The sequence below is a fragment of the Kutzneria sp. 744 genome (assembly GCF_000568255.1).
Lineage (GTDB): Bacteria > Actinomycetota > Actinomycetes > Mycobacteriales > Pseudonocardiaceae > Kutzneria.
The window spans coordinates 5,630,572-5,651,415 of the sequence record NZ_KK037166.1 but is presented as its reverse complement, the minus strand read 5'-3'; the positions used below and the strand labels follow the sequence as shown (position 1 = coordinate 5,651,415).

General features: G+C 70.1%; 21 protein-coding genes, 1 tRNA gene and 1 other RNA gene. 14 read left to right on the top strand and 9 right to left on the bottom strand.

The annotated features are described in order from the left end of the window. Window positions 1-23: 23 nt before the first annotated feature. Together KUTG_RS25435 and KUTG_RS25430 are read right to left on the bottom strand one after the other, a co-directional pair. Window positions 24-422 (bottom strand): hypothetical protein, encoded by a 399-nt coding sequence (locus KUTG_RS25435; protein WP_043720183.1) that lies wholly within the window; start codon window positions 420-422, stop codon window positions 24-26. A 142-nt stretch (window positions 423-564) separates the two neighbouring features. After that, entirely contained in the window at window positions 565-1,092 is a 528-nt protein-coding gene (locus tag KUTG_RS25430) for a hypothetical protein (RefSeq protein ID WP_157494763.1), read from the bottom strand. 153 nt (window positions 1,093-1,245) lie between these two features. On the opposite strand from KUTG_RS25430, the gene KUTG_RS25425 reads away from it, so the two are divergent. The 8 genes from KUTG_RS25425 (at window position 1,246) to KUTG_RS25390 (ending at window position 10,325) form a co-directional block, all read left to right on the top strand. Beyond that, window positions 1,246-3,534: a lamin tail domain-containing protein gene (locus tag KUTG_RS25425; RefSeq protein ID WP_232240937.1), complete on the top strand. Its 2,289-nt coding sequence runs from the start codon at window positions 1,246-1,248 to the stop codon at window positions 3,532-3,534. Between the two features lie 346 nt (window positions 3,535-3,880). Continuing rightward, a complete protein-coding gene (locus KUTG_RS25420) occupies window positions 3,881-4,474 on the top strand; it encodes a helix-turn-helix domain-containing protein (protein WP_043720178.1) in 594 nt (197 codons plus the stop codon). 36 nt (window positions 4,475-4,510) lie between these two features. Further along, entirely contained in the window at window positions 4,511-5,632 is a 1,122-nt protein-coding gene (locus KUTG_RS25415; RefSeq protein WP_198047805.1) for an NAD(P)/FAD-dependent oxidoreductase, read from the top strand. Beyond that, entirely contained in the window at window positions 5,629-5,820 is a 192-nt protein-coding gene (locus KUTG_RS25410; protein ID WP_043720174.1) for a 2Fe-2S iron-sulfur cluster-binding protein, read from the top strand. Before KUTG_RS25415 ends, KUTG_RS25410 begins: the two co-directional genes overlap by 4 nt. Beyond that, window positions 5,817-7,040 (top strand): FAD/NAD(P)-dependent oxidoreductase, encoded by a 1,224-nt coding sequence (locus KUTG_RS25405; protein ID WP_043720171.1) that lies wholly within the window; start codon window positions 5,817-5,819, stop codon window positions 7,038-7,040. The genes KUTG_RS25410 and KUTG_RS25405 overlap by 4 nt, the downstream gene beginning before the upstream one ends. After that, window positions 7,037-7,903, top strand: a complete 867-nt coding sequence (locus KUTG_RS25400) for a dihydrodipicolinate synthase family protein (RefSeq protein WP_043720169.1) — start codon at window positions 7,037-7,039, stop codon at window positions 7,901-7,903. The genes KUTG_RS25405 and KUTG_RS25400 overlap by 4 nt, the downstream gene beginning before the upstream one ends. A 1-nt stretch (window position 7,904) precedes the next feature. Then, window positions 7,905-8,894, top strand: coding sequence for a proline racemase family protein (locus tag KUTG_RS25395; RefSeq protein WP_043720166.1), 990 nt, complete (start codon window positions 7,905-7,907; stop codon window positions 8,892-8,894). Window positions 8,895-8,906: 12 nt separating this feature from the next. Beyond that, complete coding sequence (locus KUTG_RS25390) at window positions 8,907-10,325, top strand: aminopeptidase P family protein (RefSeq protein WP_043730603.1); 1,419 nt, start codon at window positions 8,907-8,909, stop codon at window positions 10,323-10,325. Here the strand turns inward: KUTG_RS25390 and KUTG_RS25385 are convergent. The 5 genes from KUTG_RS25385 to KUTG_RS25365 all read right to left on the bottom strand — a co-directional run bounded on the left by KUTG_RS25385 (window position 10,303) and on the right by KUTG_RS25365 (window position 12,769). Then, window positions 10,303-10,620 (bottom strand): hypothetical protein, encoded by a 318-nt coding sequence (locus KUTG_RS25385; RefSeq protein ID WP_052395400.1) that lies wholly within the window; start codon window positions 10,618-10,620, stop codon window positions 10,303-10,305. The genes KUTG_RS25390 and KUTG_RS25385 overlap by 23 nt on opposite strands. Window positions 10,621-10,658: 38 nt before the next feature. After that, the gene (locus KUTG_RS25380) at window positions 10,659-11,507 is read right to left on the bottom strand and encodes a tyrosine-type recombinase/integrase (protein WP_232240936.1); all 849 of its coding nucleotides are present in this window, start codon (window positions 11,505-11,507) and stop codon (window positions 10,659-10,661) included. A 161-nt stretch (window positions 11,508-11,668) separates the two neighbouring features. Further along, on the bottom strand, window positions 11,669-11,899 hold the full coding sequence (locus KUTG_RS25375) for a hypothetical protein (RefSeq protein WP_043720161.1): 231 nt from the start codon (window positions 11,897-11,899) through the stop codon (window positions 11,669-11,671). A gap of 402 nt (window positions 11,900-12,301) precedes the next feature. Continuing rightward, window positions 12,302-12,388 (bottom strand) — tRNA-Ser (locus tag KUTG_RS25370). Window positions 12,389-12,508: 120 nt separating this feature from the next. Beyond that, window positions 12,509-12,769, bottom strand: coding sequence for a hypothetical protein (locus KUTG_RS25365; protein ID WP_043720159.1), 261 nt, complete (start codon window positions 12,767-12,769; stop codon window positions 12,509-12,511). A 74-nt stretch (window positions 12,770-12,843) separates the two neighbouring features. On the opposite strand from KUTG_RS25365, the gene ffs reads away from it, so the two are divergent. The 3 genes from ffs to KUTG_RS25350 all read left to right on the top strand — a co-directional run bounded on the left by ffs (window position 12,844) and on the right by KUTG_RS25350 (window position 15,493). Beyond that, an RNA gene (gene ffs, locus KUTG_RS55440) (signal recognition particle sRNA small type) lies at window positions 12,844-12,938 on the top strand. Between the two features lie 176 nt (window positions 12,939-13,114). Beyond that, complete coding sequence (locus KUTG_RS25360; protein WP_157494762.1) at window positions 13,115-14,599, top strand: DNA polymerase III subunit gamma and tau; 1,485 nt, start codon at window positions 13,115-13,117, stop codon at window positions 14,597-14,599. A gap of 645 nt (window positions 14,600-15,244) precedes the next feature. Continuing rightward, the gene (locus tag KUTG_RS25350; RefSeq protein ID WP_043720156.1) at window positions 15,245-15,493 is read left to right on the top strand and encodes a hypothetical protein; all 249 of its coding nucleotides are present in this window, start codon (window positions 15,245-15,247) and stop codon (window positions 15,491-15,493) included. Here the strand turns inward: KUTG_RS25350 and KUTG_RS25345 are convergent. Then, window positions 15,474-17,234, bottom strand: a complete 1,761-nt coding sequence (locus tag KUTG_RS25345; RefSeq protein WP_043720155.1) for a S9 family peptidase — start codon at window positions 17,232-17,234, stop codon at window positions 15,474-15,476. The two genes, KUTG_RS25350 and KUTG_RS25345, sit on opposite strands and share 20 nt — an antisense overlap. A gap of 84 nt (window positions 17,235-17,318) precedes the next feature. Here KUTG_RS25345 and KUTG_RS25340 point away from each other — a divergent pair, with 84 nt between their 5' ends. The 3 genes from KUTG_RS25340 to KUTG_RS25330 are packed head-to-tail and all read left to right on the top strand — an operon-like array spanning window position 17,319 to window position 18,716. Then, window positions 17,319-17,645, top strand: a complete 327-nt coding sequence (locus KUTG_RS25340) for a YbaB/EbfC family nucleoid-associated protein (RefSeq protein ID WP_043730598.1) — start codon at window positions 17,319-17,321, stop codon at window positions 17,643-17,645. Window positions 17,646-17,647: 2 nt separating this feature from the next. Continuing rightward, window positions 17,648-18,244, top strand: a complete 597-nt coding sequence (recR, locus tag KUTG_RS25335) for a recombination mediator RecR (RefSeq protein ID WP_043720152.1) — start codon at window positions 17,648-17,650, stop codon at window positions 18,242-18,244. Between the two features lie 10 nt (window positions 18,245-18,254). Further along, window positions 18,255-18,716, top strand: coding sequence for a uridine kinase family protein (locus KUTG_RS25330; RefSeq protein WP_043720150.1), 462 nt, complete (start codon window positions 18,255-18,257; stop codon window positions 18,714-18,716). On the opposite strand, the gene KUTG_RS25325 is transcribed toward KUTG_RS25330, so the two are convergent. Beyond that, window positions 18,699-20,844, bottom strand: a 2,146-nt coding sequence (locus KUTG_RS25325; RefSeq protein WP_198047309.1) for an ATP-binding protein, incomplete at its 5' end; no start/stop codon positions are given. The two genes, KUTG_RS25330 and KUTG_RS25325, sit on opposite strands and share 18 nt — an antisense overlap.

Genomic DNA, 20,844 nt, shown 5'->3' with positions numbered 1-20,844 from the left:
GCCGCCATGGGCAATCGACGCCGTCAACGACGGACAACCAGCGGCCGGTAGTGCATTCGAACCAAGATGACCAGGCCGAGGGCGGCATAGACGATCAGCATGACGCCGGCGGTGAGCCGGAGCGGGTCGACCAGAGTGGCGTACTCCTCGGCCGGCGTACGGTGCTGCGGCAGCTCGGCGCCGAACCTGACGATCACGCCGAAGCCGGCCAACCCCAGCACGACGTAGAGCAGGACCAAACGCCTGGCCGCCGAAGAAAAGCGGTGCAACGTCCGGTACGCGCGGTCATGGATGGTCCCGCGCAGCGCGAAGACGCCGATCACGACAGCCGGCACGATGGCCAAGGCCGCCACCAATGGGCTGATGGGCAGTGCCGGCCCGAAGACCAGCGACAACACGAGAACGGCGATGGCCGAAGCCATGCCCACGAAAGAAGCGACAACACACCACTTCATGGCCGAAGCCCCCCTTCGGCGGCGAGTCCCACCGCCACTCGATAGGAGGGGCCGGCCACCCGCCAGGTTCCGGACGCGAAGGTGATCGCCGGCATACGGGCAAAAAGGGTCAGTCCTCTGGCGGGGAGTTGTCGAAGTCCCGCCGCAGCTTGATGCGCGGCGGGTCCGGCGGGGGCGGCGCCGGCGGCGGACCGAGGTTGAGGGAAGCCAGGCACAGCAGGGCCATCACGGCGAGGAAGGCCACCGCGACAGCGCAGACGAGGCGGGGGATGCTGGCCATGGTCTGCTCGTACTCGGCGGCGGTGAAGTACGTCCGTTGCCCGTGACTATCGGTCACGTACTGCCCGTTCTCGTAGCGCGGGAAGCCGCGCGGCAACATGCTCAGGCCGCCGATGAGCGCGACAGCGGCCAGCATGAGCAGGCTGAGCCGCCACACCGGGGGCACGGCCACGAACCCGTGCCACAGCTGCTCGCGGGCGTCCACTTTGAGCATCAACGGCGGGATGGCGGCGAACCCGGGCAGCATGAACAGCACGGTGAGGCCGATGGGCAGCGAGATGCCCGGCACGATCGACAGAATCAGCAGTACGAGCAGGCAGACCGCCTCGACCGCCAATCCACGCCCCCACCACTTCATCGGTCGACCCTAGATCGGCGATCCGCCCGGTATGGGGGAAACGGTGGAAATCAACGCCCTTCGTACTACCAGGTAACCGTTGTGCAAAAGCCTTCCGGTGTTCACTCGACCGGGGGAGGATGCCCCGACCACTGAGCTAGTAGGAGGACGAGGGTGACCCCATCTCCACACCGCCGCAGAGCCCTGGCCGGCACGGCGGTGACCGCGCTGTTGTCGGCCGGACTGGTCGTCACAGCGGCCCCGGTGTCGGCGGCGCCGAGCGCTGATGCCCTGATCGCCGAGGTGTACGGGGGCGGCGGCAACACCGGCGCCACCCTGACCTCCGACTACGTCGAGCTGGCCAACCGGTCCACGGCGGCGGTGTCGGTGGACGGCTGGAGCGTGCAGTACCTGCCGGGGGCGCCGAAGCCGACGAGCACCTGGCAGACGACGGCCCTGACGGGCAGCATCGCCGCGGGCGCGAAGTACCTGGTCGGCGAGGCCAAGAGCAGCGGCGGCACGACGGCGCTGCCGACGGCCGACGCCACCGGCACCATCAACATGTCGGCGACCGCGGGCACGGTGGCCCTGGTGAGCGGCAAGGACCCGCTGACCTGCCTCACGGCGGCGGACTGCGCGGCCGATCCCCGGGTGCACGACCTGGTGGGCTTCGGCGGCGCGGTGGTCGTGGAGGGCGCGAGCGCCCCGGCCCCGAGCAACACGGCGGCGGTGTCCCGCATGGCGGGCGACACCGACGACAACTCCAAGGACTTCACCGCCGGCGCGCCCGCCCCGACCAACAGCAAGGGCGAGACGACCGGCGGCGGCACGACCCCGCCGCCGACCGGCGTTCCGGCACGCATCCACGACATCCAGGGCACGACCCGCCTTTCGCCGCTGGTCGGCAAGCAGGTCAGCGACGTGCCGGGCATCGTGACGGGCGTGCGCACGTTCGGCAGCAGCCAGGGTTTCTTCTTCCAGGACCCGAGCCCGGACAACGACCCGCGCACCAGCGAGGGCATCTTCGTCTACACCGGATCGAAGGCCGCCGCGGTCAAGCCCGGCGACGCGATCACGGTGGCCGGCAAGGTCTCGGAGTTCTACCCGGACGAGTCCGGCGCGAAGTCGCTGTACCAGTCCAACACGGAGCTCGATTCGGCCACGGTCACCGTGGTCTCCTCGGGCAACCCGTTGCCGGCGGCGGAGATCCTGCACCCGGACACGGTGCCGACGGCGTTCGCCCCGACCGGCGGCAACATCGAGGGCCTGGCGCTGGAGCCGGACAAGTACGCGCTGGACTTCTTCGAGTCGCGTGAGGGCATGCGGGTCGAGGTGGACGACGCCCGCGTGGTCGGCGCGACCGACAAGTACAACGAGCTGTACGTGACGACGAAGCCGGCGCAGAATCCGAGCGCGCGCGGCGGCACGGTCTACCTGGGCTATGACGACAACAACGCGGGACGGCTCGAGGTGCAGTCGCTGATCCCGTTCGCCCAGACGCCGTTCCCCGTGGCGAACGTGGGCGACAAGCTCACGGGCGCCACCGCGGGCCCGCTGGACTACACCCAGTTCGGTGGCTACGTGGTCCAGGCGACGCAGCTGGGCGGCCTCGTCTCGGGCGGACTCAAGCCGGAGACCACGTCCAAGCAGACCGTGGACGAGCTGGCGGTGGCCACCTACAACGTGGAGAACCTGGCGCCGACCGACCCGCAGGCCAAGTACGACCGACTGGCCGGCAACCTGGTGCACAACCTGGCCGCGCCGGACATCGTGTCGCTGGAGGAGATCCAGGACAACTCGGGCGCCACCGACGACGGCGTCGTCGCGGCGGACCAGACGCTGCAGAAGTTCGCGGACGCCGTGGTGGCCGCGGGCGGCCCGCAGTACAAGTGGACGGAGATCGATCCGACCAACGACGCCGACGGCGGCCAGCCGGGCGGCAACATCCGGATCGCCTTCTTCTACAACGCCAAGCGGGTGTCCTTTGTGGACCGCCCGGGCGGCGGCGCCACCACCGCGACGACGATCGTCAACAACCACGGCCAGGCCGAGCTCTCGGTCTCGCCGGGTCGTGTCGACCCGACCAACACGGCGTGGAACGCCAGCCGCAAGCCGCTGGCCGCGGAGTTCAGGTTCCAGGGCCGCGAGGTCATCGTGATCGGCAACCACCTGGTGTCCAAGCTCGGCGACCAGCCGGACGTAGGCCGCAACCAGCCGCCGTCGCGCAGCTCGGAGGTGCAGCGCGGTCAGCAGACGGCGGCGCTGCGCGCGTTCGTCGACCAGATCCTGGCGGTGAACAAGAAGGCCAACATCGTCATCCCCGGCGACTTCAACGACATGCAGTTCTCGCCGACAGTGGCCACCCTCACCGCCGGCGGCAAGCTGCGTGACCTGGTGAACGAGCTGCCCGCGAACCAGCGGTACAGCTACGTCTACCAGGGCAACTCGGAGGATTGGATCTAACCATTCGCCGGGCTGTATTACCGTACGCCGTGGGACTTGTAGTGGGTTGGGCAAAGTACGTCCAGCTAGTTGTCGGTACACCCCATCAATCTGTACGTATTCTACCCTTTGTACATTCTAACGAAAAGAGAGACTCGCATTCGACGAGACGTACTCACGCGGGGGCCGCGAGTTTTGGTACATGACTGTTGTTAAATGCGTAGTCCTCAGAGTCGGGTTTTCGTAGGAGATTTCATAACCGGTCTGGGACATAAATTGATAGGTATCGCGCCGAGAGCGAATTAACGTCGAACGCGGGATTAGGGACTGAACGTCAGGAAAGGTCCCTTCATGTCATTGTGGGGGCGTGACTCAGCCGAGGGCCGGCCAGGTGCTGGCGGCGAACCTGAAGGTGCTGCGCGACCGCAGCGGCCTGTCGCTGTCCGAGCTGGCCCGCCGGTCCGGCATCGCCAAGGGCACGCTGTCCCAGCTGGAGTCCGGCGCAGGCAACCCGACGATCGAGACTGTGTTCAGTTTGTCGAACGCGCTGAGCGTGCCGGTGTCGAGCCTGCTGACGCTGCGCAGCGACCCGGACGTGGTGCTGATCCGCTCGGCCGACCTGGAGGTGCTCAGCAGCAACGCGGTCGACCTGAGGATGCTGCGGCGCCTGGACGTGACCGAGACCGTGTTCGAGATGTACGACCAGCGGGTGCGGCCGGGACAGCAGCAACACTCCGACGGCCACCCCGGGATCGAGCACGTCACGGTGGTCGCCGGCCGCCTGCTGATCGGACCGCCCGAGGAGCCGTACGAGCTCGGGCCGGGCGACTACGTGAGCTTCCCGGCCGACCGCCCGCACATGTACCGCGCGGTCGACGGGCCGGTGTTGTCCGTGCTGCTGCTCCAGTACAAGGCCGATGCCGGGCCGCCGGCCTTGACCTGCGCCACCTCCGACCCGTAGCGTTCATTTTAACGAACGGAGGTGGCCGTGCACGTGGTGGTCGTCGGAGCGGGGGTGATCGGCGCGGCCTGCGCCGAGGCGCTCAGCGCGGCCGGTGCCACGGTCACCGTGGTCGACCGCAGCGGCCCGGCCGCGGGCACGACCGGCGCCGGCGAGGGCAACGTGCTCGTCTCCGACAAGGAACCCGGCCCGGAGCTCGAACTGGCGCAGGCCTCCCGCCGTCAACTCCCGGAGCTGCTGGCCAAGCTGGCCGAGGAACTCGGGCAGGCCGATGTGGAGTGGCAGCCCAAGGGCGGCCTCGTCGTGGCCACGACCGATCCCCAGCCGTTGCACGATTTCGCCGCACGACAACGAGAAGCCGGCGTGCAGGCTCACCCGATCACCGCACGCGAGGCGTTCGAGCTGGAACCGAACCTCACCCGCGAGATCACCGCGGCCGTCCACTATCCCGAGGACGGCCAGGTGCAACCCGTGCTGCTGGCCACCACGCTGCTCTCCGCCGTGCGGCAGCGTGGCGGCCAGCTCCTTTCCAGGGTGACCGCGACCGGCGTCTCCAAGCACGCCTTGCTGACCGACAGCGGCGTCATCGCCTGCGATCACGTCGTCAACGCCGCCGGTCCGTGGGCCGGCGACTTCGCGGCCAAGGCCGGCGCGCCGATCCCGGTGCTGCCTCGGCGCGGCGTGATCCTGGTGACGACGCCGGTCGTGGATCTGGTGCGGCACAAGGTGTATGACGCCGACTACGTCGGCGCGGTGGCCAGCGGCGACGCCGATCTCCAGACGTCGACGGTGGTGGAATCGACGCCCGCCGGCACGGTATTGATCGGCTCCAGCCGGCAGCGTGTCGGCTTCGACGACACCATCCAGGTCGACGTCCTGCGCGAGCTGGCCCGTAAGGCGATCAGGCTCTTTCCCAAGCTACGGAACGTGAATGTCATGCGGGCCTACGGCGGGTTCCGGCCGTACCTGCCGGACCATCTGCCGGTCATCGGCGAAGACCACCGCGTGCCGGGCCTCTGGCACGCCACCGGTCACGAGGGCGCCGGCATCGGCCTGGCGGTGGCCACCGGCCGGCTGCTCGCGGAGCTCATGACCGGCAGGACGCCGCACATCGACCCAAAGCCGTTTCGCACGGACCGACCCGGGCTGGCGCTGTGAACGTCACGGTCAACGGCGAATTGCGGAAGGTCGAACCCGGTCGGACGATCGCGGCGGTGGTGCCGAATGTCGGCGTCTTCTGCGCGATCGGTGTTTGCCACGGCTGCCTCGTCACGGTCAATGGCCTGCCGGATGTCCGTGCGTGCCAACGGGTTCTGCACGAGGGTGACGAGGTGGTCACGCGATGACCGTCGTTGTGGTCGGTGCCGGGCCGGCCGGCGTCAACGCGGCCGTCACGGCGGCGCGGGCCGGGCAGGACGTGCTGCTGATCGACTCCGCGCCGAGGATCGGCGGCCAGTATCACCGGCAGTCCTTCCGTGCCAAGGAAATCCGCGTAGCCCACGACCGCGTGAAGCATCTGCCGGACACGAGCGTCTGGGCGATCGAGGGCAACCGCCTGCACCTCACCGGATCCCGCGTCGTCACGGCGTCACGGCTGATCCTGGCCACCGGCGCCTACGACCGCACCCTGCCGTTCCCAGGCTGGGACCTGCCCGGCGTGTATACCGCCGGTGCGGCGCAGGCGATGGCCAAGGGACAGGGCATTGCCTTGGGGCGCAACGTGATTGTCGCCGGCACCGGGCCGTTCCTGCTGCCGGTCGCGAGCTCGCTCGTGGACGTCGGCGTGAAGGTCCGCGTGTTCGAGGCGAACTCCCCGTCGCAGAACTGGCTCAGGGAAACGAAAGCGCTGATCGCCGGTCGCCGCAAACTCGTGGAGTTGGCCCAGTACGCCAAGGTGGCACCCTACTACCGTGAACGCACGGCGGTCATCGCCGCCCACGGTGACGACCAGGTCCGCGAGGTCACCGTCGCGAAGCTCGACCAGGACTGGAATCCCCTACAGACCAAGCGAATCCCGGTTGACGCCGTCTGCGTCGGCTACGGCTTCGTGCCGCAGTTGGAACTGGCGATCTCCGCCGGTTGTCGCATCAGCAGCGGCTTCGTGGAGGTCGACGAGGATCAGCGCACCTCGGTGCCGTGGATCTTCGCCGCCGGTGAGATCACCGGCATCGGCGGAGCAGAACTGGCCGCGCAGGAAGGCATCAGAGCCGGTGCCGCGGCGGCGGGCGTGCAGCTCGGCCTCACCGTCGACCGGCGCTTCGCCGAGGCCCTGACCAGGGTGTATCCCGTCAAGAAGGGCTGGCGGGGCTGGCTGACCGACGACACGATCATCTGCCGCTGCGAACGCGTCACGCACCGGAAACTCCAGGCTGCGGCGGAAAACCTCACCGCGACCCGGGCCGTGAAGCTGGCCAGCCGGGCCGGCCTCGGCGTCTGCCAGGCCCGGATCTGCGGCCACACCGTCGCCGACCTGCTCGACCTGGACCCCACCACCTTCGCCCGCCGGCCGATCGCCACCCCGATCCCGCTCGGCGACCTCGCCGCCAATCCCGTGGAGGAGCCATGATCTTCGATGGAGTGGTCGTCGCGACCGCCCTGCCGTACCACGACGACCTGAGCGTCGACCTCGACCGCTACGCCGAGCACTGCCGCTGGCTGATCGACAACGGCTGCCACGGCATCGGCCCGAACGGCTCCCTCGGCGAGTACTCGTCCCTCACCGACGACGAACGCCGGGCCGTGGCGCGCACAGCGATCGAGATCGTCGGCGACGACGGCATCGTGGTCGTCGGCGTGCATGCCCCCGGCTCGCACCAGGCCCGGCGCTGGGCCGAACTGGCGGCCGAGGACGGCGCGGACGGCCTGCTCTGCCTGCCGCCGACCATGTACCGGGCCAACGACTCCGAGGTGATCAACCATTTCGCGGTCGTGGCGGAAGTGGGCCTGCCGGTGATGGTCTACAACAACCCCTTCGACACCAAGGTCGATCTCACGCCGGCGCTGCTGCGCGAGATCGCCCAGATCGACAATGTCCTGGCGGTCAAGGAGTTCTCCGGCGACGTCCGCCGCGTGCTGGAGATCCGCGAACAGGCGCCGGAGCTCGCGGTGATCGCCGGCGCCGACGACGTGCTGCTCGAAGCCGTGCTGATGGGCGCGACCGGCTGGTTCGCCGGCTTCCCCAACGCCTACCCGGCCGAGTCGGTGGAGCTGTTCACCCTGGCCAAGGAGGGTCGTCTCGAAGAGGCGCGCAAGCTGTACGAGCGGCTCGTCGCGGTGTTCCGCTGGGACTCGCGCACCGAGTTCGTGCAGGCCATCAAGTACGTGATGGACAAGCTCGGCCGCTACGGCGGTCCCTGCCGTCCGCCGCGCGGGCCGCTGACCGAGGCTCACCGCAAGCAGTTGGACGCCGATCTCGCCCGGGTGGTCTGACGTGCGGGCCAGCAGGTACTTCACCGCCGTCGACTCGCACACCGAGGGCATGCCGACGCGGGTGATCACCGGCGGCGTCGGGCCGATTCCCGGCGCCACCATGGCCGAACGGCGCGAGCACTTCATCAAGAACCTGGACCACATCCGGCAGTTCCTGATGAACGAGCCGCGCGGGCACGCCGCCATGAGCGGCGCGATCCTGCAACCGCCGACCCGACCGGACGCGGACTGGGGCGTCCTCTACATCGAGGTCTCCGGCTGCCTGCCGATGTGCGGTCACGGCACGATCGGCGTCGCGACCGTGCTGGTCGAGACCGGCATGGTCGAGGTCACGGAGCCGGTCACGACCGTGCGGCTGGACACCCCGGCGGGCCTGGTCGTCGCCGAGGTCACCGTGCGAGACGGCCGCGCGGAGTCGGTGCGGTTCCAGAACGTGCCGGCGTACGTCCACGAGCTCGACGCCGTGGTGGACGTGCCGGGGCTGGGCGAGGTCCGCTACGACATGGCCTACGGCGGCAACTTCTATGCCATCCTGCCGATCGAGTCCATCGGCATCTCCTTCGACGTCAAGGAGAAGGACCGGATGCTGGCGGCCGGACTGTCCATAATGGACGCCATCAACGCTGTGCGGAAGCCCGTGCACAAGGAAGATCCCGGCATCGCCGGCTGCAAGCATGTGCAACTCGTCGCGCCCGGCCGGGACGGCAGCGACGCCCGCAACGCCATGGTCATCCACCCCGGCTGGTTCGACCGATCGCCGTGTGGGACCGGCACCAGCGCGCGGATGGCGCAGCTGCACGCCCGCGGCCAGTTGCCGCTGAACACCGACTTCGTCAACGAGTCGTTGCTGGGCACACGCTTCATCGGACGGCTTGTGGCCGAGACATCACGGGGCGTGACTCCGACGATCGAAGGCCGCGCCTGGGTTACCGGCATGGCACAGTACCTGCTGGACCCAACCGACCCGTTCCCGAACGGGTTCACGCTGTGAGGAGTGCTCGACATGACTGATCGGCCGGCGAGGCGAGACCCGTCCAGGCTGGTCGAGGCGACCGGCTTCCGATCCTCGGTCGGAACCGGCTGGGGCGATGTCGCCCGCGAGGTCCGGCTGACCCCGGGCGCCGCGGAGGCCGCCGCCGCGCACCGCGCACGGCTGTCCGCGGAGTTCCCGGGCCAGCGCATCGCGGTCGCCGCCGGCCGGGCCCCGGTCCGCGCCAACGACACCGACTACGACTTCCGCCCCGACAGCGACTTCGTGTGGCTCACCGGTTGCAACGCCGAAGGCGCCGTGCTGCTGATGCTGCCCGTGTCCGGCGGGCACGAGACCGTGCTGCTGCTGCGCGAGCCGGCCCGTCCCGGGGATCCGGAGTTCTTCAGCAGCGCCCGTGACGGCGAGCTGTGGATCGGGCCCGTGCCTGGCCTGGCCGAGTGGAGCGAGGCCCTCGGCGTGGCGTGCCGGCGTGTCGAGGACCTGCCCGGCCTGCTGCGCGGCCAGCACCCGGCGGTCAACGCGACCGGCGGCGTCGAGCCGATGCTGGACGCCCTCGGCTACGGCAACAGCTCCACCCTGCGCACCGCGCTGGCCGAGCTGCGCCGGATCAAGGACGCGTGGGAGATCAGCCAGCTCCAGGCCGCCGTCGACGCCACCGTGCTCGGCTTCGCCGAGGTGGCCGCCGAGCTGCCAATGGCGATCAAGGGCGGCGGCGAGCGCTGGCTCCAGGGCACCTTCGACCGGCGCGCCCGCACCAGCGGCAACGCCCCCGGCTACGCCTCGATCCTGGCCGCCGGGCCACACGCGCCCGTGCTGCACTGGGTTCGCTGCGACGGCGACGTGCCGGCCGACGGGCTGCTGCTCATGGACGCCGGCGTCGAGGTCAACACCTACTACACCGCTGACGTGACCAGGACCTTCCCCGTCAGCGGCAAGTTCAGCGACCCGCAGCGGCAGGTGTACGAGCTGGTGCTCAAGTCCCACCTCGCCGCCATGGCCGACGTGCGGCCCGGCGCCGAGTACCGGGCCTTCCACCGGACCGCCATGCGCGTGCTGGCCGAAGGCCTGCACGACTGGAGCCTGCTGCCCGTCTCCGTCGACGAGGCGCTGGACTCCGACGGGCAGCACCACCGGCGGTACATCGTCTGCGGCGTGGGCCACTTCCTCGGGCTGGAGGTGCACGACTGCGCCAAGGCCCGGGCCGAGGCCTACCACGACGGCACCCTCGCCGCCGGCATGGCGCTGACCGTCGAACCGGGGCTGTACTTCCACCCCAACGACCTCACCGTGCCCCCGGAGCTGCGCGGCCTCGGCGTGCGCATCGAGGACGACCTCGTCGTCACCGACACCGGCGCCGACGTGCTCTCCAGCGCGCTGCCCATCACCGCCGCCGGCGTCGAGGAATGGGTCAGCGGCTGTCTTCGGGGCTGACCAGATCCAGCTCCAGCTGCGGCGACACGTGATCGGCCGCTGCCTGCCTCACCTGCGGCGAGCGCAGACAGCGGCCACACGTCACCGGGTCGTTCGTCGGCACGAACCGGGTGAAGTCCCAGGTGCCGGTGCCCACATGGCAGCCGGGGGCCGGGATCAGCATCTCGCCCAGCCACCGCTGTAAATGCACCGCGTGCACGGTCGTAGAGCTGCCCAGCCGCCCGTTGCGCTGGTCGAACCGGCCTCGGGCGTGGGCTGCCGTCCCCTCCAGGAGCGCGCTCAGCGGATCCGTCACCCCACCAGCCTGGCACGCGGGTCTGACATTCGCGGGAACTACCGGGCGACGCGCCTGCGGTCCTCGATGTGCCCGAGCAGCGTGCCGCCGAGCGCCCGGATCGCGAACGGGTCTCCCTCGGCCGCCGCCAGACGTTGCGGCGTCGTCGCCGTGATCACCTCCCCGAGCATCGTCTGGATCTGCTCGAAGCTCGCGCCGTCCGAGCGGGCCAGGTCGATGGCGGTCCAGCGCAGCACGGTCGGCTTCAGCTCACACGCCCGGGTCTGCAGCTCGCCGGTCGCCCGTTTGGCCAGCAGGTACAGCGTTCGCTCGATGGTCGACACCTGGATGTGCCGGCCGTTGCGGGTGGCGAACAGCGGCTCGCCCATCCGGCGGTCGCTCGCGCCCATCTGACCGGGAAGCCGCTCGAATCGCCCCAGCAGATAGTTGTCCAGGCGTTCCGCGGCCAGCCGGGCCAGCGGCACCCGGCGGGGCCTCGGTCCCCCGATCCTCAGGGCATACCCGTACCGGCCGGCGCCATGGGTGTCGAGGTCCCGCAGCCGAAGCGCGGTCAGTTCAGGCAGCCGCATCCCGGTGGTCAGCAGTGTGGCCAGGATCGCGCTCGTCCGCGAGCGGCTTCGACGCGCCTCCGCCGCGGCGCCATCGAGCAACTGGACCGCCTGATCAGGGGTGAGCACCCATTCGCGGGCGGCCGGCCGGACCGAGTTGCCGAGCCGGCGGATCCGCTGCGTCGGATTCTCGCTCAGGTGGTAATGGTCGACCAGCCAGGTGTAGAAGCTCGAAACCGCGCTCAACATGCGGTTCGCGGTGCTCGCCGCGAAGTCGGCCCGTCCTATCGCGATCAGCCAATCGGTGATGTCGTCGGTGGTGGCCTGAAGTGGGTTCACGGATTGCCGTTCACACCACAGCAGCCAACCGCATCCCCGTCGCGCGTCGGACTGGATCGCGGCAAAGGTCTGATCCAGTCCAAGATCCAGTGAATAGGCCCGGCGGGTGGTGGCGGTCTTGAGTGTGCCGCCCCATGCCTTTGTGGCAAGCAAAATGTCGATCATGACCCCGTCCTGGTGTTCTCCATGATCTTCAGTGGACCGACGGTGATGTGCAGGTGCAGATAGTGGACGGCCGCGAACACCATCAGTCCGACGACGACGATCAACAGTAGGAATCGCAGCCAGCGAGCCCAGCTGTCCGTGGCGGTGACCAGCGCGGCCAGTGTGCGGGCCCAGCTGTCGGGCTTGCGGTCATCTGGCCCGGCGGCGGGTCTTTCGTCTATCGTCATGGCGGTTCCCCATCATTTCAAGGCATGCGCCGTCGGCGCGCCGGCAAGCTCAACCGACGGCGGATGCGGTGGAGGAGCCGGAATGGCCCCGGTTCTCGGGGCCATTCGCTTGTGTGGACCCGAGTGACACGAGTGAAGCACGGTGATCCAGTGGTGCCAATCGACGTATGCGACGAGCGGTCGGTCAGGTTCGGTGCGACCGATCAGGTCGAGACCGTTTGTCGTGTCACGTCGGCCAGTGGTCGATGGCGAGGCCGTGCGCGGTCGCGTTGAATCGGCAAAACCGCAGCTCATGGGGTTTACCGGGGAAGAGCTGATAATTATCGATTATCAACTCTTGTCGCCGACGGGGGCGGAATATGAGCGTGGGCTCCGGCGCGCTGCGCCGGAGCCCACGCTCCGCGGAGGATACGGGATTTGAACCCGTGAGGGGTTTAATCCCCAACACGATTTCCAGTCGTGCGCACTAGGCCACTATGCGAATCCTCCGCGGGAGAGCCTACCGGAGAGGCCCCTCACCAGCCAAAACGGCTGGTGAGGGGCCTGGCGGGTTGGGTTGCCGCGGCTGGCACGGCCGTCGTGTTCGGCCGGGCTGTGCCGACGAGTTCGTCAGCCACGGGCGCGGGTGCCCGCGTAGACGTACTTCCAGCGGCCGTGGGTGGGCTCGGCCGGCCGCTCGTAGACGATCACCGGTGACGCGGCCAGCGCGGCCTTGAGCTTCTCGCGGTTGCGTTCCTTGGGCAGCTGCGGGTACTCCCAGCGCGGCAGCATCGGCACGCCGTCCCGCTGCGCCGGGACCTTGATCGTCCGGCCGTCCTCGGGACCGCCGAACAGCTCGATGTCGATCTCAAGCCGTGTGTCCTCCGCCATGGCCCGGCATCCTGCTCCCGATCCGGCGGCGCCGCCCCCCGAGCCACCTCATCGGGGGACCCGCTACACTGACACACGGACCTCGTGCGGTGTCCATCCTGTGAACCTCCCCAGGGCCGGAAGGCAGCAAGGATAAGCGGGCTCTGACAGGTGCGCGGGGTCCCCTTCACTTTGGAACGCCCCCTGCCCGCAAAGAGCGCGGGCAGGGGGCGTTCCGGTTTTGTCTCTGGGGGACGACCCCCAGACCCCCGGATAGGGCTTCGCCCCGCACGCCCGGCCGGCGGCCAGGAGCAGCCCGGAACCCGCACCCTCGGTTTGTCGGGGGCTGGCAGTAGGGTCGTACCCGTGGCGCTCGCCCTCTACCGCAAGTACCGGCCCGCGACCTTTGCCGAGGTCGTCGGCCAGGATCACGTCACCGAGCCGCTGCGGGCAGCGCTGTCCGCGGGGCGGGTGAACCACGCCTACCTGTTCTCGGGCCCGCGAGGCTGTGGCAAGACGTCCAGCGCCCGCATCCTGGCCCGGTCGCTGAACTGCGTGCAGGGCCCGACGCCGACCCCGTGCGGGGTGTGCAACTCCTGCGTCGGCCTGGCCCCGGGCGGCTCGGGCACGGTGGACGTGGTGGAGCTGGACGCGGCCAGCCACGGTGGCGTGGACGACGCCCGCGAGCTGCGCGACCGAGCCTTCTACGCGCCGGCCGAGGCCCCCTACCGCGTCTTCATCATCGACGAGGCGCACATGGTCACCACGCAGGGCTTCAACGCCCTGCTGAAGATCGTGGAGGAGCCGCCGGAGCACCTCATCTTCGTGTTCGCGACGACCGAGCCGGAGAAGGTGCTGCCGACGATCCGGTCGCGCACCCACCACTACCCGTTCCGCCTGATCCCGCCGGGCACGCTGCGCGGCCTGCTGGAGAGCATCTGCGGCGACGAGGGCGTGAAGGTGGAGCCGGCGGTGTACCCGCTGGTGCTGCGCGCGGGCGGCGGCTCGGCCCGTGACACGTTGTCGGTGATGGACCAGCTGCTGGCTGGCGCGGGTGACCAGGGCGTCACGTACGAGCGGGCGATCTCGCTGCTCGGCGTCACGGACGTGGCCCTGATCGACGAGATGGTGCGCGGCCTGGCGGCGGGCGACGGCGCCGCCGTGTACGGCACGCTGGACCGTGTCGTCGAGGCCGGCCACGACCCGCGTCGATACGCCCAGGACCTGCTGGAACGCCTGCGTGACCTGGTGCTGCTGTCGGCGGTGCCGGACGCGAGCCAGCGAGGGCTGATCAACGCGCCGGAGGACGAGCTGGCGCAGATGCAGGAGCAGGTCTCCGGCCTCGGCCCGGCCACGCTCACCCGGTACGCCGAGATCGTGCACGCCGGCCTGATCGAGATGCGGGGCGCGACCGCGCCGCGGCTGGTGCTGGAGCTGCTGTGCTCCCGCATGATGCTGCCGGCCGCCAGCCCCACGGATGCCGCGCTGCTGCAACGGATCGAGCAGCTGGAGCACCGCCCGATCGCCGCCGGTGGCGCGGTGGCGGTGGAGGGGGCGGCGGCCCCGGTCGCGAGCAAGTTCCAGCGGCCGTCGCAGCGGTCCGCGGAGCCCGAGCCGGCCGCACCCGCCCAGACCGCTCCCACACAGCCTGTGCCCGTTCAGCCCGCCCGGTCCAGGCCGCGCCGGCGCAGGCGGAGCCCACGCCGCCGTCCCGCAGGCCCAGGCCCCCGCGCCCCGGCAGCCGGAACCCCCGCAGGCCGAGCCGCAACCGGAGCCCGAGCCGGCCCCGGTGGCCCCAGCCCCGGTCGCCGCCGCGCCCGCGAGCGACGGCGCCATTTTTCTTCTTTTTAATTTGTTTTTTTTTTTTTATTTTTTTTTTTTTTTTTTTTCAGATGCCAAATAACGGAGCGGTACGCAATTACTTCCACCTTCCCATACTGCCAGACCATGTCTCGTAACTGCACAGTGAGCGAGATGTACGGGTACCAGAGAACCGGCACCGCAACGAAGGGCCCTGCGCTATCTTCATGACCTCTAACGACACGACCCCCCATAGAGTCAATCTAGCTTCTGTTAGTTTAGCCGCGGGTCGAGTCCGTTACTCAACTGACGTTGAGTATGGGTCACCCCAGAGACCACTCCTGATTGACAGCCCTTTAGACGTATTGGTTGAAGCGGCCTGACGGGAGTGCAAGTCCACGCAGGCCATGCTGATGAACGCCGCCGTGCAGTCCGTGGACGGCACCACCGTCACCATCGCCCACACCTCGGCCCCGCTGGCCCGCCGCCTCGCGGCCGCCCAGAACCAGGACGCCATCGCCGCCGCCGTCGGCAAGGTCGTCGGCGGCGAGTGGCAGGTCAAGGTCGTGCACGGCGAGGCGGGCGGCGGTCCGGGCGCGATGGCCGCGCCGGCGGCGGCCCCGGCCCGGCAGCTGCCGGTGGCGCCGACCCGGCCCAGCCAGGCCCCCGCCCGCAGCCCGAGCCCAAGCGACGTCGGTGGCGCCGCCGCCGTCCGCCTCCGCGGTCGACGACATCCCGCTGCCCCCGGAGCCCGACGAGCCGGCGGAACCCGAGCCGGCGCCGGAGCCGGAGACCGAAGAGTCGATGATGGCCGAGGCGGCGCGCGAGCCCGAGCCGGGCGAGCTCATCGACCGCCGCGACCCGCACGACGTCCTGCTCGAGATGCTCAACGAGGAGCTGGGCGCGGTGCCGATCGAGAAGAAGGCTAAGCCAGCAGCCGGCTGACGAACTCGATCGCCCGCGGATAGGTGGCCAGCTTGTTGTCCAGATTGGCCATCTGGTGCCCCTCGTCGGCGTGCACCACCAGCTCGCACTCGACGCCGTTGCGGCGCACCGCCGCCGCCAGCTGCTCGGCCTCGCTCAGCGGCACCCGCGGGTCGTTCGCCCCGTGCACCACGAAAAGCGGCGCCCGGATCGCGTCGACCTTGTTCATCGGGGACGCCTCCTCCAGGAAGTCGCGGTCGGCGTCCAGCCAGCCGTACTCCCGTTCCCGGGCCCGCCGCCGATAGGGCGAGGTGTTCTCCAGGAACGTCACGAGCGAGGAGATGCCGACGATGTCCACGCCCGCCGCCCACCGCTCCGGCAGGAACGCCAGCCCGGCCAGCACCAGGTAGCCGCCGTAGGAGCGGCCCCACAGCGCCACCTTCGCCGGGTCGACCCCGATCGACGGCAGCCAGTCGTGCAGCACCGCCAGGTCCTGCACCGAGTCCAGCCGCCGACGCCGGTCGTCGGCCGCGTAGTACGTCTTGCCGTAGCCGACGGATCCTCGGATGTTCGGCACCACGACCACGTGCCCGGCCGCGACCAGCCCCTGAACCAACGGGTCGAACCGCCGCTGCGACTGACCCTCGGGGCCGCCGTGCAGGAACAGCACGGCGGAATCGCCGCTGCCGTAGACGAAACACGGGATCTGGCCGTTGGCCCGGACATGCGTGGGCTCGACCATGCCGGCCAGCTGCGAGCCGGTGTCGGTCAGCGGCGTCACCTTGGTCGACTCCAGGTCGACCAGCAGCACGTCCATCGGGATCGTCGGCGAGCTGAAGGTCAGCGCCACGAACCGCGAGTTGGGCGAGAACACCGGATCCATCAGCGGATAGGAGATCCAGCCGTCGGCCGGCAGCGGGATCTCGTCGAGCTGCCGCCCGGTCGCGCCCTCGTGCACGGTCAGCCGGGCCACCCCGTCGACATTGGTCATCACCAGCAGCTTGCGCCCGTCCGGCGTCAGCCAGCCGGTCAGGTCGTGCTCGTCGGAGGCCACCAGCCAGGTCCACCGGGCCGTCGCCAGGTCGTAGCGGGCGATCGCCTTGAACTCGCGGTCCCGGTTGCTGGTGACGATCAGGCCGGAGCCGTCGGGCAGCCAGCCGATCTTGCCGACGTTGGTCTCCTCGTCGGCGCCGGTCAGCTCGGCCACCCGGTCGGCGTCGGTCTCCGGCATGGTGTCGACCAGCAGCAGCTGCATGGAGTTCGCCTGGTCGGAGGCGATCGCCGTGGCCAGGCGCCGGCTGTCCGGCGACAGCTTGGCGTCGAACTGGTTGCCGCCGCCGTCGTAGACGACCTCCTCGGCCCCGCTGTAGAGGTTGCGCACCACGATGTCGAAGTCGACTTTGTTGCGCCGGTTCGTCGCGTACACGATCCGGCCCGCGCGCACGCCCATCAGCCGGTGCACATACCGCTCGTCGTGCACGACCGGCTCGAACTCCGGCTCGCCGACGCGCAGCAGCGACAGCTGGCCGCGCTCGTTGCCGCCGCTGTCGTGCTCGACCACGACGGCCCGCTCGCCCTTGACGTAACTCGCCCCGCTCACGCCGGTCAGGTGCGGCAGCGGCGTCGCCGTGCCGTCCGGCGCCAGCTCGACGAGCTGCACCCGGCCCGTCTCGTCCGATCCGGCCAGCACCCGCCCCTCGTCGTCGACGTCGAACGCCCGCCAGGTGTGCAGTTCCAGTAGTCGCTTCACGTCCAGCCCCATGGGGCCACCCTGTCACACCCGGCGACTACGCTGGTGCTGGTCAAACCGACGAGAGGAGCCGCGGTGCAGCCCGGCCAGCCCAACATGCAACAGATCCTGCAACAGGCCCAGCAGATGCAGCAGCAGCTGGTCAACGCCCAGCAGGAGCTGGCGGCCGCGGAGGTCACCGGCACCGCGGGCGGCGGCCTGGTGACCGCGACGGTGACCGGCGCCGGCGAGCTCAAGGCGCTGGCCATCGACCCCAAGGTGGTCGACCCCGAGGACGTCGAGACGCTGTCCGACCTGGTCGTCGCGGCGGTGCGCGACGCCAACAACAACGCGCAGGCGCTGGCCGCGCAGAAGATGGGCCCGCTGGCCGGTGGCCTCGGCGGCGGGTTCGACCTCGGCGGCCTGAGCCTGCCCGGGTTCTGACCGTGTACGAGGGACCGGTACAGGATCTGATCGACGAGCTGGGGCGGCTGCCCGGCGTCGGTCCGAAGAGCGCTCAGCGCATCGCCTTCCACCTGCTCGCCGCCGATCCGGCGGACATCGGGCGGTTGCAGGACGCGTTGCAGAAGGTGCGCGACGGCGTGCAGTTCTGCCAGATCTGCGGCAACGTCTCCGAGGAGCAGACCTGCCGCATCTGCAAGGACCCGCGCCGCGACGCCACCGTGGTGTGCGTGGTCGAGGAGCCCAAGGACGTCGTCGCGGTGGAGAAGACCCGCGAGTTCAAGGGCCGCTACCACGTGCTGGGCGGCGCGCTGGACCCGTTGTCCGGCGTCGGCCCCGACCAGCTGCGCATCCGCGAGCTGCTGGCCCGGATGGGCGCCGACGACATCAAGGAGATCATTCTCGCCACCGACCCCAACACCGAGGGCGAGGCGACGGCGACCTACCTGATCCGCCTGCTGCGCGACTTCCCCGGCCTGACCGTCACCCGGCTGGCCTCGGGCCTGCCGATGGGCGGCGACCTGGAGTTCGCCGACGAACTCACGCTGGGCCGGGCCCTGTCGGGGCGTCGCACGGTCTGAACGCGCACCGGTGAGGATCATCGCGATCGACGGGCCGTCCGGCGCCGGCAAGTCCCACTACGCCGCGACGCTGGGCCGTCCGATCGTGCCGACCGACCACTTCGCCACCTGGGACGACCCGGTGGCGTGGTGGCCGCGGCTGGTCGAGGGCGTGATCAAGCCGCTGTTGGACGGCTCGTGCGGTCGGTATCGGCGCATGGACTGGAGCAGCGGCACGCCCGTGCTCGGGGCGGAGGTCGTCGTGGAGCCGACGGAAGTCCTTGTGGTGGAAGGGGTTTCCGCCGGCCGTCGGGCGGCGACGCCGTGGCTGTCGCAGCTGATCTGGGTCGAGGCGGCGGACGAGCTGGAGCGGGCCGTCGCCCGTGACGGCGAGGCCAGCCGTTCGGATCTGGTGCGGTGGAAGGACTTCGAGCGCGGTTGGTTCCAAGTGGACGGCACGCGTGACCGGGCCGACCTAATCGTTCAGCACTAGCTCCAAGGCCTCACTCGCCCGCTTGTGCACCAGCGGGTCCAGGCCCGACGAGCACATGGCCAGTGCCCGCCGGGCCAACTCCAAGGCCCGTTCCCGGTTGCCGATCTTCCGGTGCACGGTGGACAGTTCGGTCAGCACGCCGGCTTCCAGGACCCGGTTCTCGATCTCCTGGGCGATGCGCAGCGCCTGTTCGAGCCGCTGCATGGCCAGGTCCTGGTCACCGCGCCGGCTCGCGATCTCGGCCAGCGACCCCAGCGCGTTCGCCTCGGCGCGATGGGAGCCGGTCTCGCGGGCCTGCGCGAGCGCGGTGGTCGCGTACTCCTCGGCCTGCGCCAGGTCGTCAAGGTGCAGATACACCATGGCGATGTTGTCCAGCAGGTTGCTGCGCCCGTCCAGCGATCCGAGCTCGGTGCGCAGATCGAGGGCCGCATGCAGGCACGGCAACGCCTTGTCGGCCTGCCCCATCTCCAAGCGGGTCATGCCCAGATTGGTCAGCACCGTCGCTTCGTCGTACCGGCGGTTCAGCGCCCGGAAAACGGCCAGCGCGTCCTCGTACAGCGACACGGCCTTGTCGTGCTTGAGCAGCGCCAGATTCACCGTGCCCAACTTGGACAGAGCGACGGCCCGCCCGACCGGCAGGTCGACCTTCTCGGCCACGTCGAGCGCCTGCTCGAAACACTCGGCCGCCCGCGACAGATCCCCGGTTTCGCCGTACACGCCGCCGATGTCGTTCAGCGCCTCGACCAGGGCCTCGTCCGGGCCCATCTCGCGGTAGTAGGCCAACGCCAGCGACAGCTGGTCGACCGCCTCGCCGTAGCCGCTCGAATCCCAAGCCAGGGCGCCAAGGGCCTGGCGCATAACGGCTTCCGCCCGGCGGTCGCCGGAGCGCAGCGCCGCGGTGAGGCCGATCCGGGCGATCGTCACGCCCTCACCGCCGGGCCGGTGACCGCGGAAGTAGCGATGCAGCGCGTCGGCCAGACCCCAGGCCGCGGGCAGCGGGCCCGTCTCCTCGGCCTGCGCCACCGCCGCGATCAGGTTGGCCCGTTCCGTGTCCAGCCAGGCCAGCGCCTCGAAGTGATCGGCGAACAGCGGCGTCGTCACGACAAAGCCGGCGCCCGGCACCGGCAGGCGCACGCTGCCCGGGGACAGCGTGTTCGAGGCCGCCGCCGAGGCGTGGTGGTAGTAAGCGGCCAGGTTCGACCGGGCGATCACCTTCGAGCCCGGGTTCTCCTCCACGTTCGTGCGCTGCTCGGCGTACAGGCGCAGCAGGTCGTGCAGGTGGTAGCGGCCCGGCGAGTGCTGCTGCACTAGGTTCGCCGCCGCCAGCCGGTCCAGCAGCCGCTGGGACTCGTCCAGCCGCAGCGACGCCACCGCCGCGGCCGCCTCCACCGTGAAGTCCGGGCCGGGAATCAGGCCCAGCAGGCGGAACAGCTGCCGCGCCGCGGGCTTCAGCGCGTGGTACGAGAGGTCGAAGGCGGCGGTCACGGCCGCCTCGTCGTCCTCGTCCACCACGAGCACGTCGAGCCGGTTGCCCTCACGCAGCCGGGCCACGTAATTCCCGACACCAGGCCGGTTCGCCAGGTTCGCCGCGGCGATCCGCAGCGCCAGCGGCAGGTAGGCGCAGAGCCGGGCCAGCTCCTTCACGGCCTCCGGCTCGGCCAGGACGGCCCGCGCGCCCAGCATCTCGCTCAGCAGCCGGTGCGCCTCGTCCGGCGACAGCGCGTCCAGGCCGACCGGCCGCGCGCCCTGCAAAGCCGTCAGTCCCAGGAGAGTGTCCCGGCTCGTCACGAGGACCGCGCAGCCCGGGCTGCCCGGCAGCAACGGCCGGACCTGCTCGGCCGCCGCCGCGTTGTCCAGCACCACCAGCACCTGCCGGCCGGCCATGCACGACCGGTACAGCGTGATCTGCTCCTCGACGTCCAGCGGGATCTGCGACGGCGGCACACCCAGCGCCTTCAGGAACCGGGTCAGCGCGTCCACCGTGCTCATCGGCGGGCCCGGGGCGTAGCCCCGCAGGTTCACGTACAGCTGCCCGCCTGGAAAGCGGTTGCTCACCCCGTGCGCCACGTGGATCGCCAACGCCGTCTTGCCGACCCCCGGCGGCCCCGACAGCGTCACCAGCGGCACG

What these genes read in the sequence shown, in the direction of transcription:
- KUTG_RS25435 (WP_043720183.1), bottom strand. Translation starts at nt 422, where the DNA reads ATGGCTTCGGCCATCGCCGTTCTCGTGTTGTCGCTGGTCTTCGGGCCG.
- KUTG_RS25375 (WP_043720161.1), bottom strand. Translation starts at nt 11,899, where the DNA reads ATGACGATAGACGAAAGACCCGCCGCCGGGCCAGATGACCGCAAGCCC.
- KUTG_RS25405 (WP_043720171.1), top strand. Translation starts at nt 5,817, where the DNA reads ATGACCGTCGTTGTGGTCGGTGCCGGGCCGGCCGGCGTCAACGCGGCC.
- KUTG_RS25340 (WP_043730598.1), top strand. Translation starts at nt 17,319, where the DNA reads ATGCAACAGATCCTGCAACAGGCCCAGCAGATGCAGCAGCAGCTGGTC.
- KUTG_RS25345 (WP_043720155.1), bottom strand. Translation starts at nt 17,234, where the DNA reads ATGGGGCTGGACGTGAAGCGACTACTGGAACTGCACACCTGGCGGGCG.
- KUTG_RS25400 (WP_043720169.1), top strand. Translation starts at nt 7,037, where the DNA reads ATGATCTTCGATGGAGTGGTCGTCGCGACCGCCCTGCCGTACCACGAC.
- KUTG_RS25430 (WP_157494763.1), bottom strand. Translation starts at nt 1,092, where the DNA reads ATGAAGTGGTGGGGGCGTGGATTGGCGGTCGAGGCGGTCTGCCTGCTC.
- KUTG_RS25390 (WP_043730603.1), top strand. Translation starts at nt 8,907, where the DNA reads ATGACTGATCGGCCGGCGAGGCGAGACCCGTCCAGGCTGGTCGAGGCG.
- KUTG_RS25365 (WP_043720159.1), bottom strand. Translation starts at nt 12,769, where the DNA reads ATGGCGGAGGACACACGGCTTGAGATCGACATCGAGCTGTTCGGCGGT.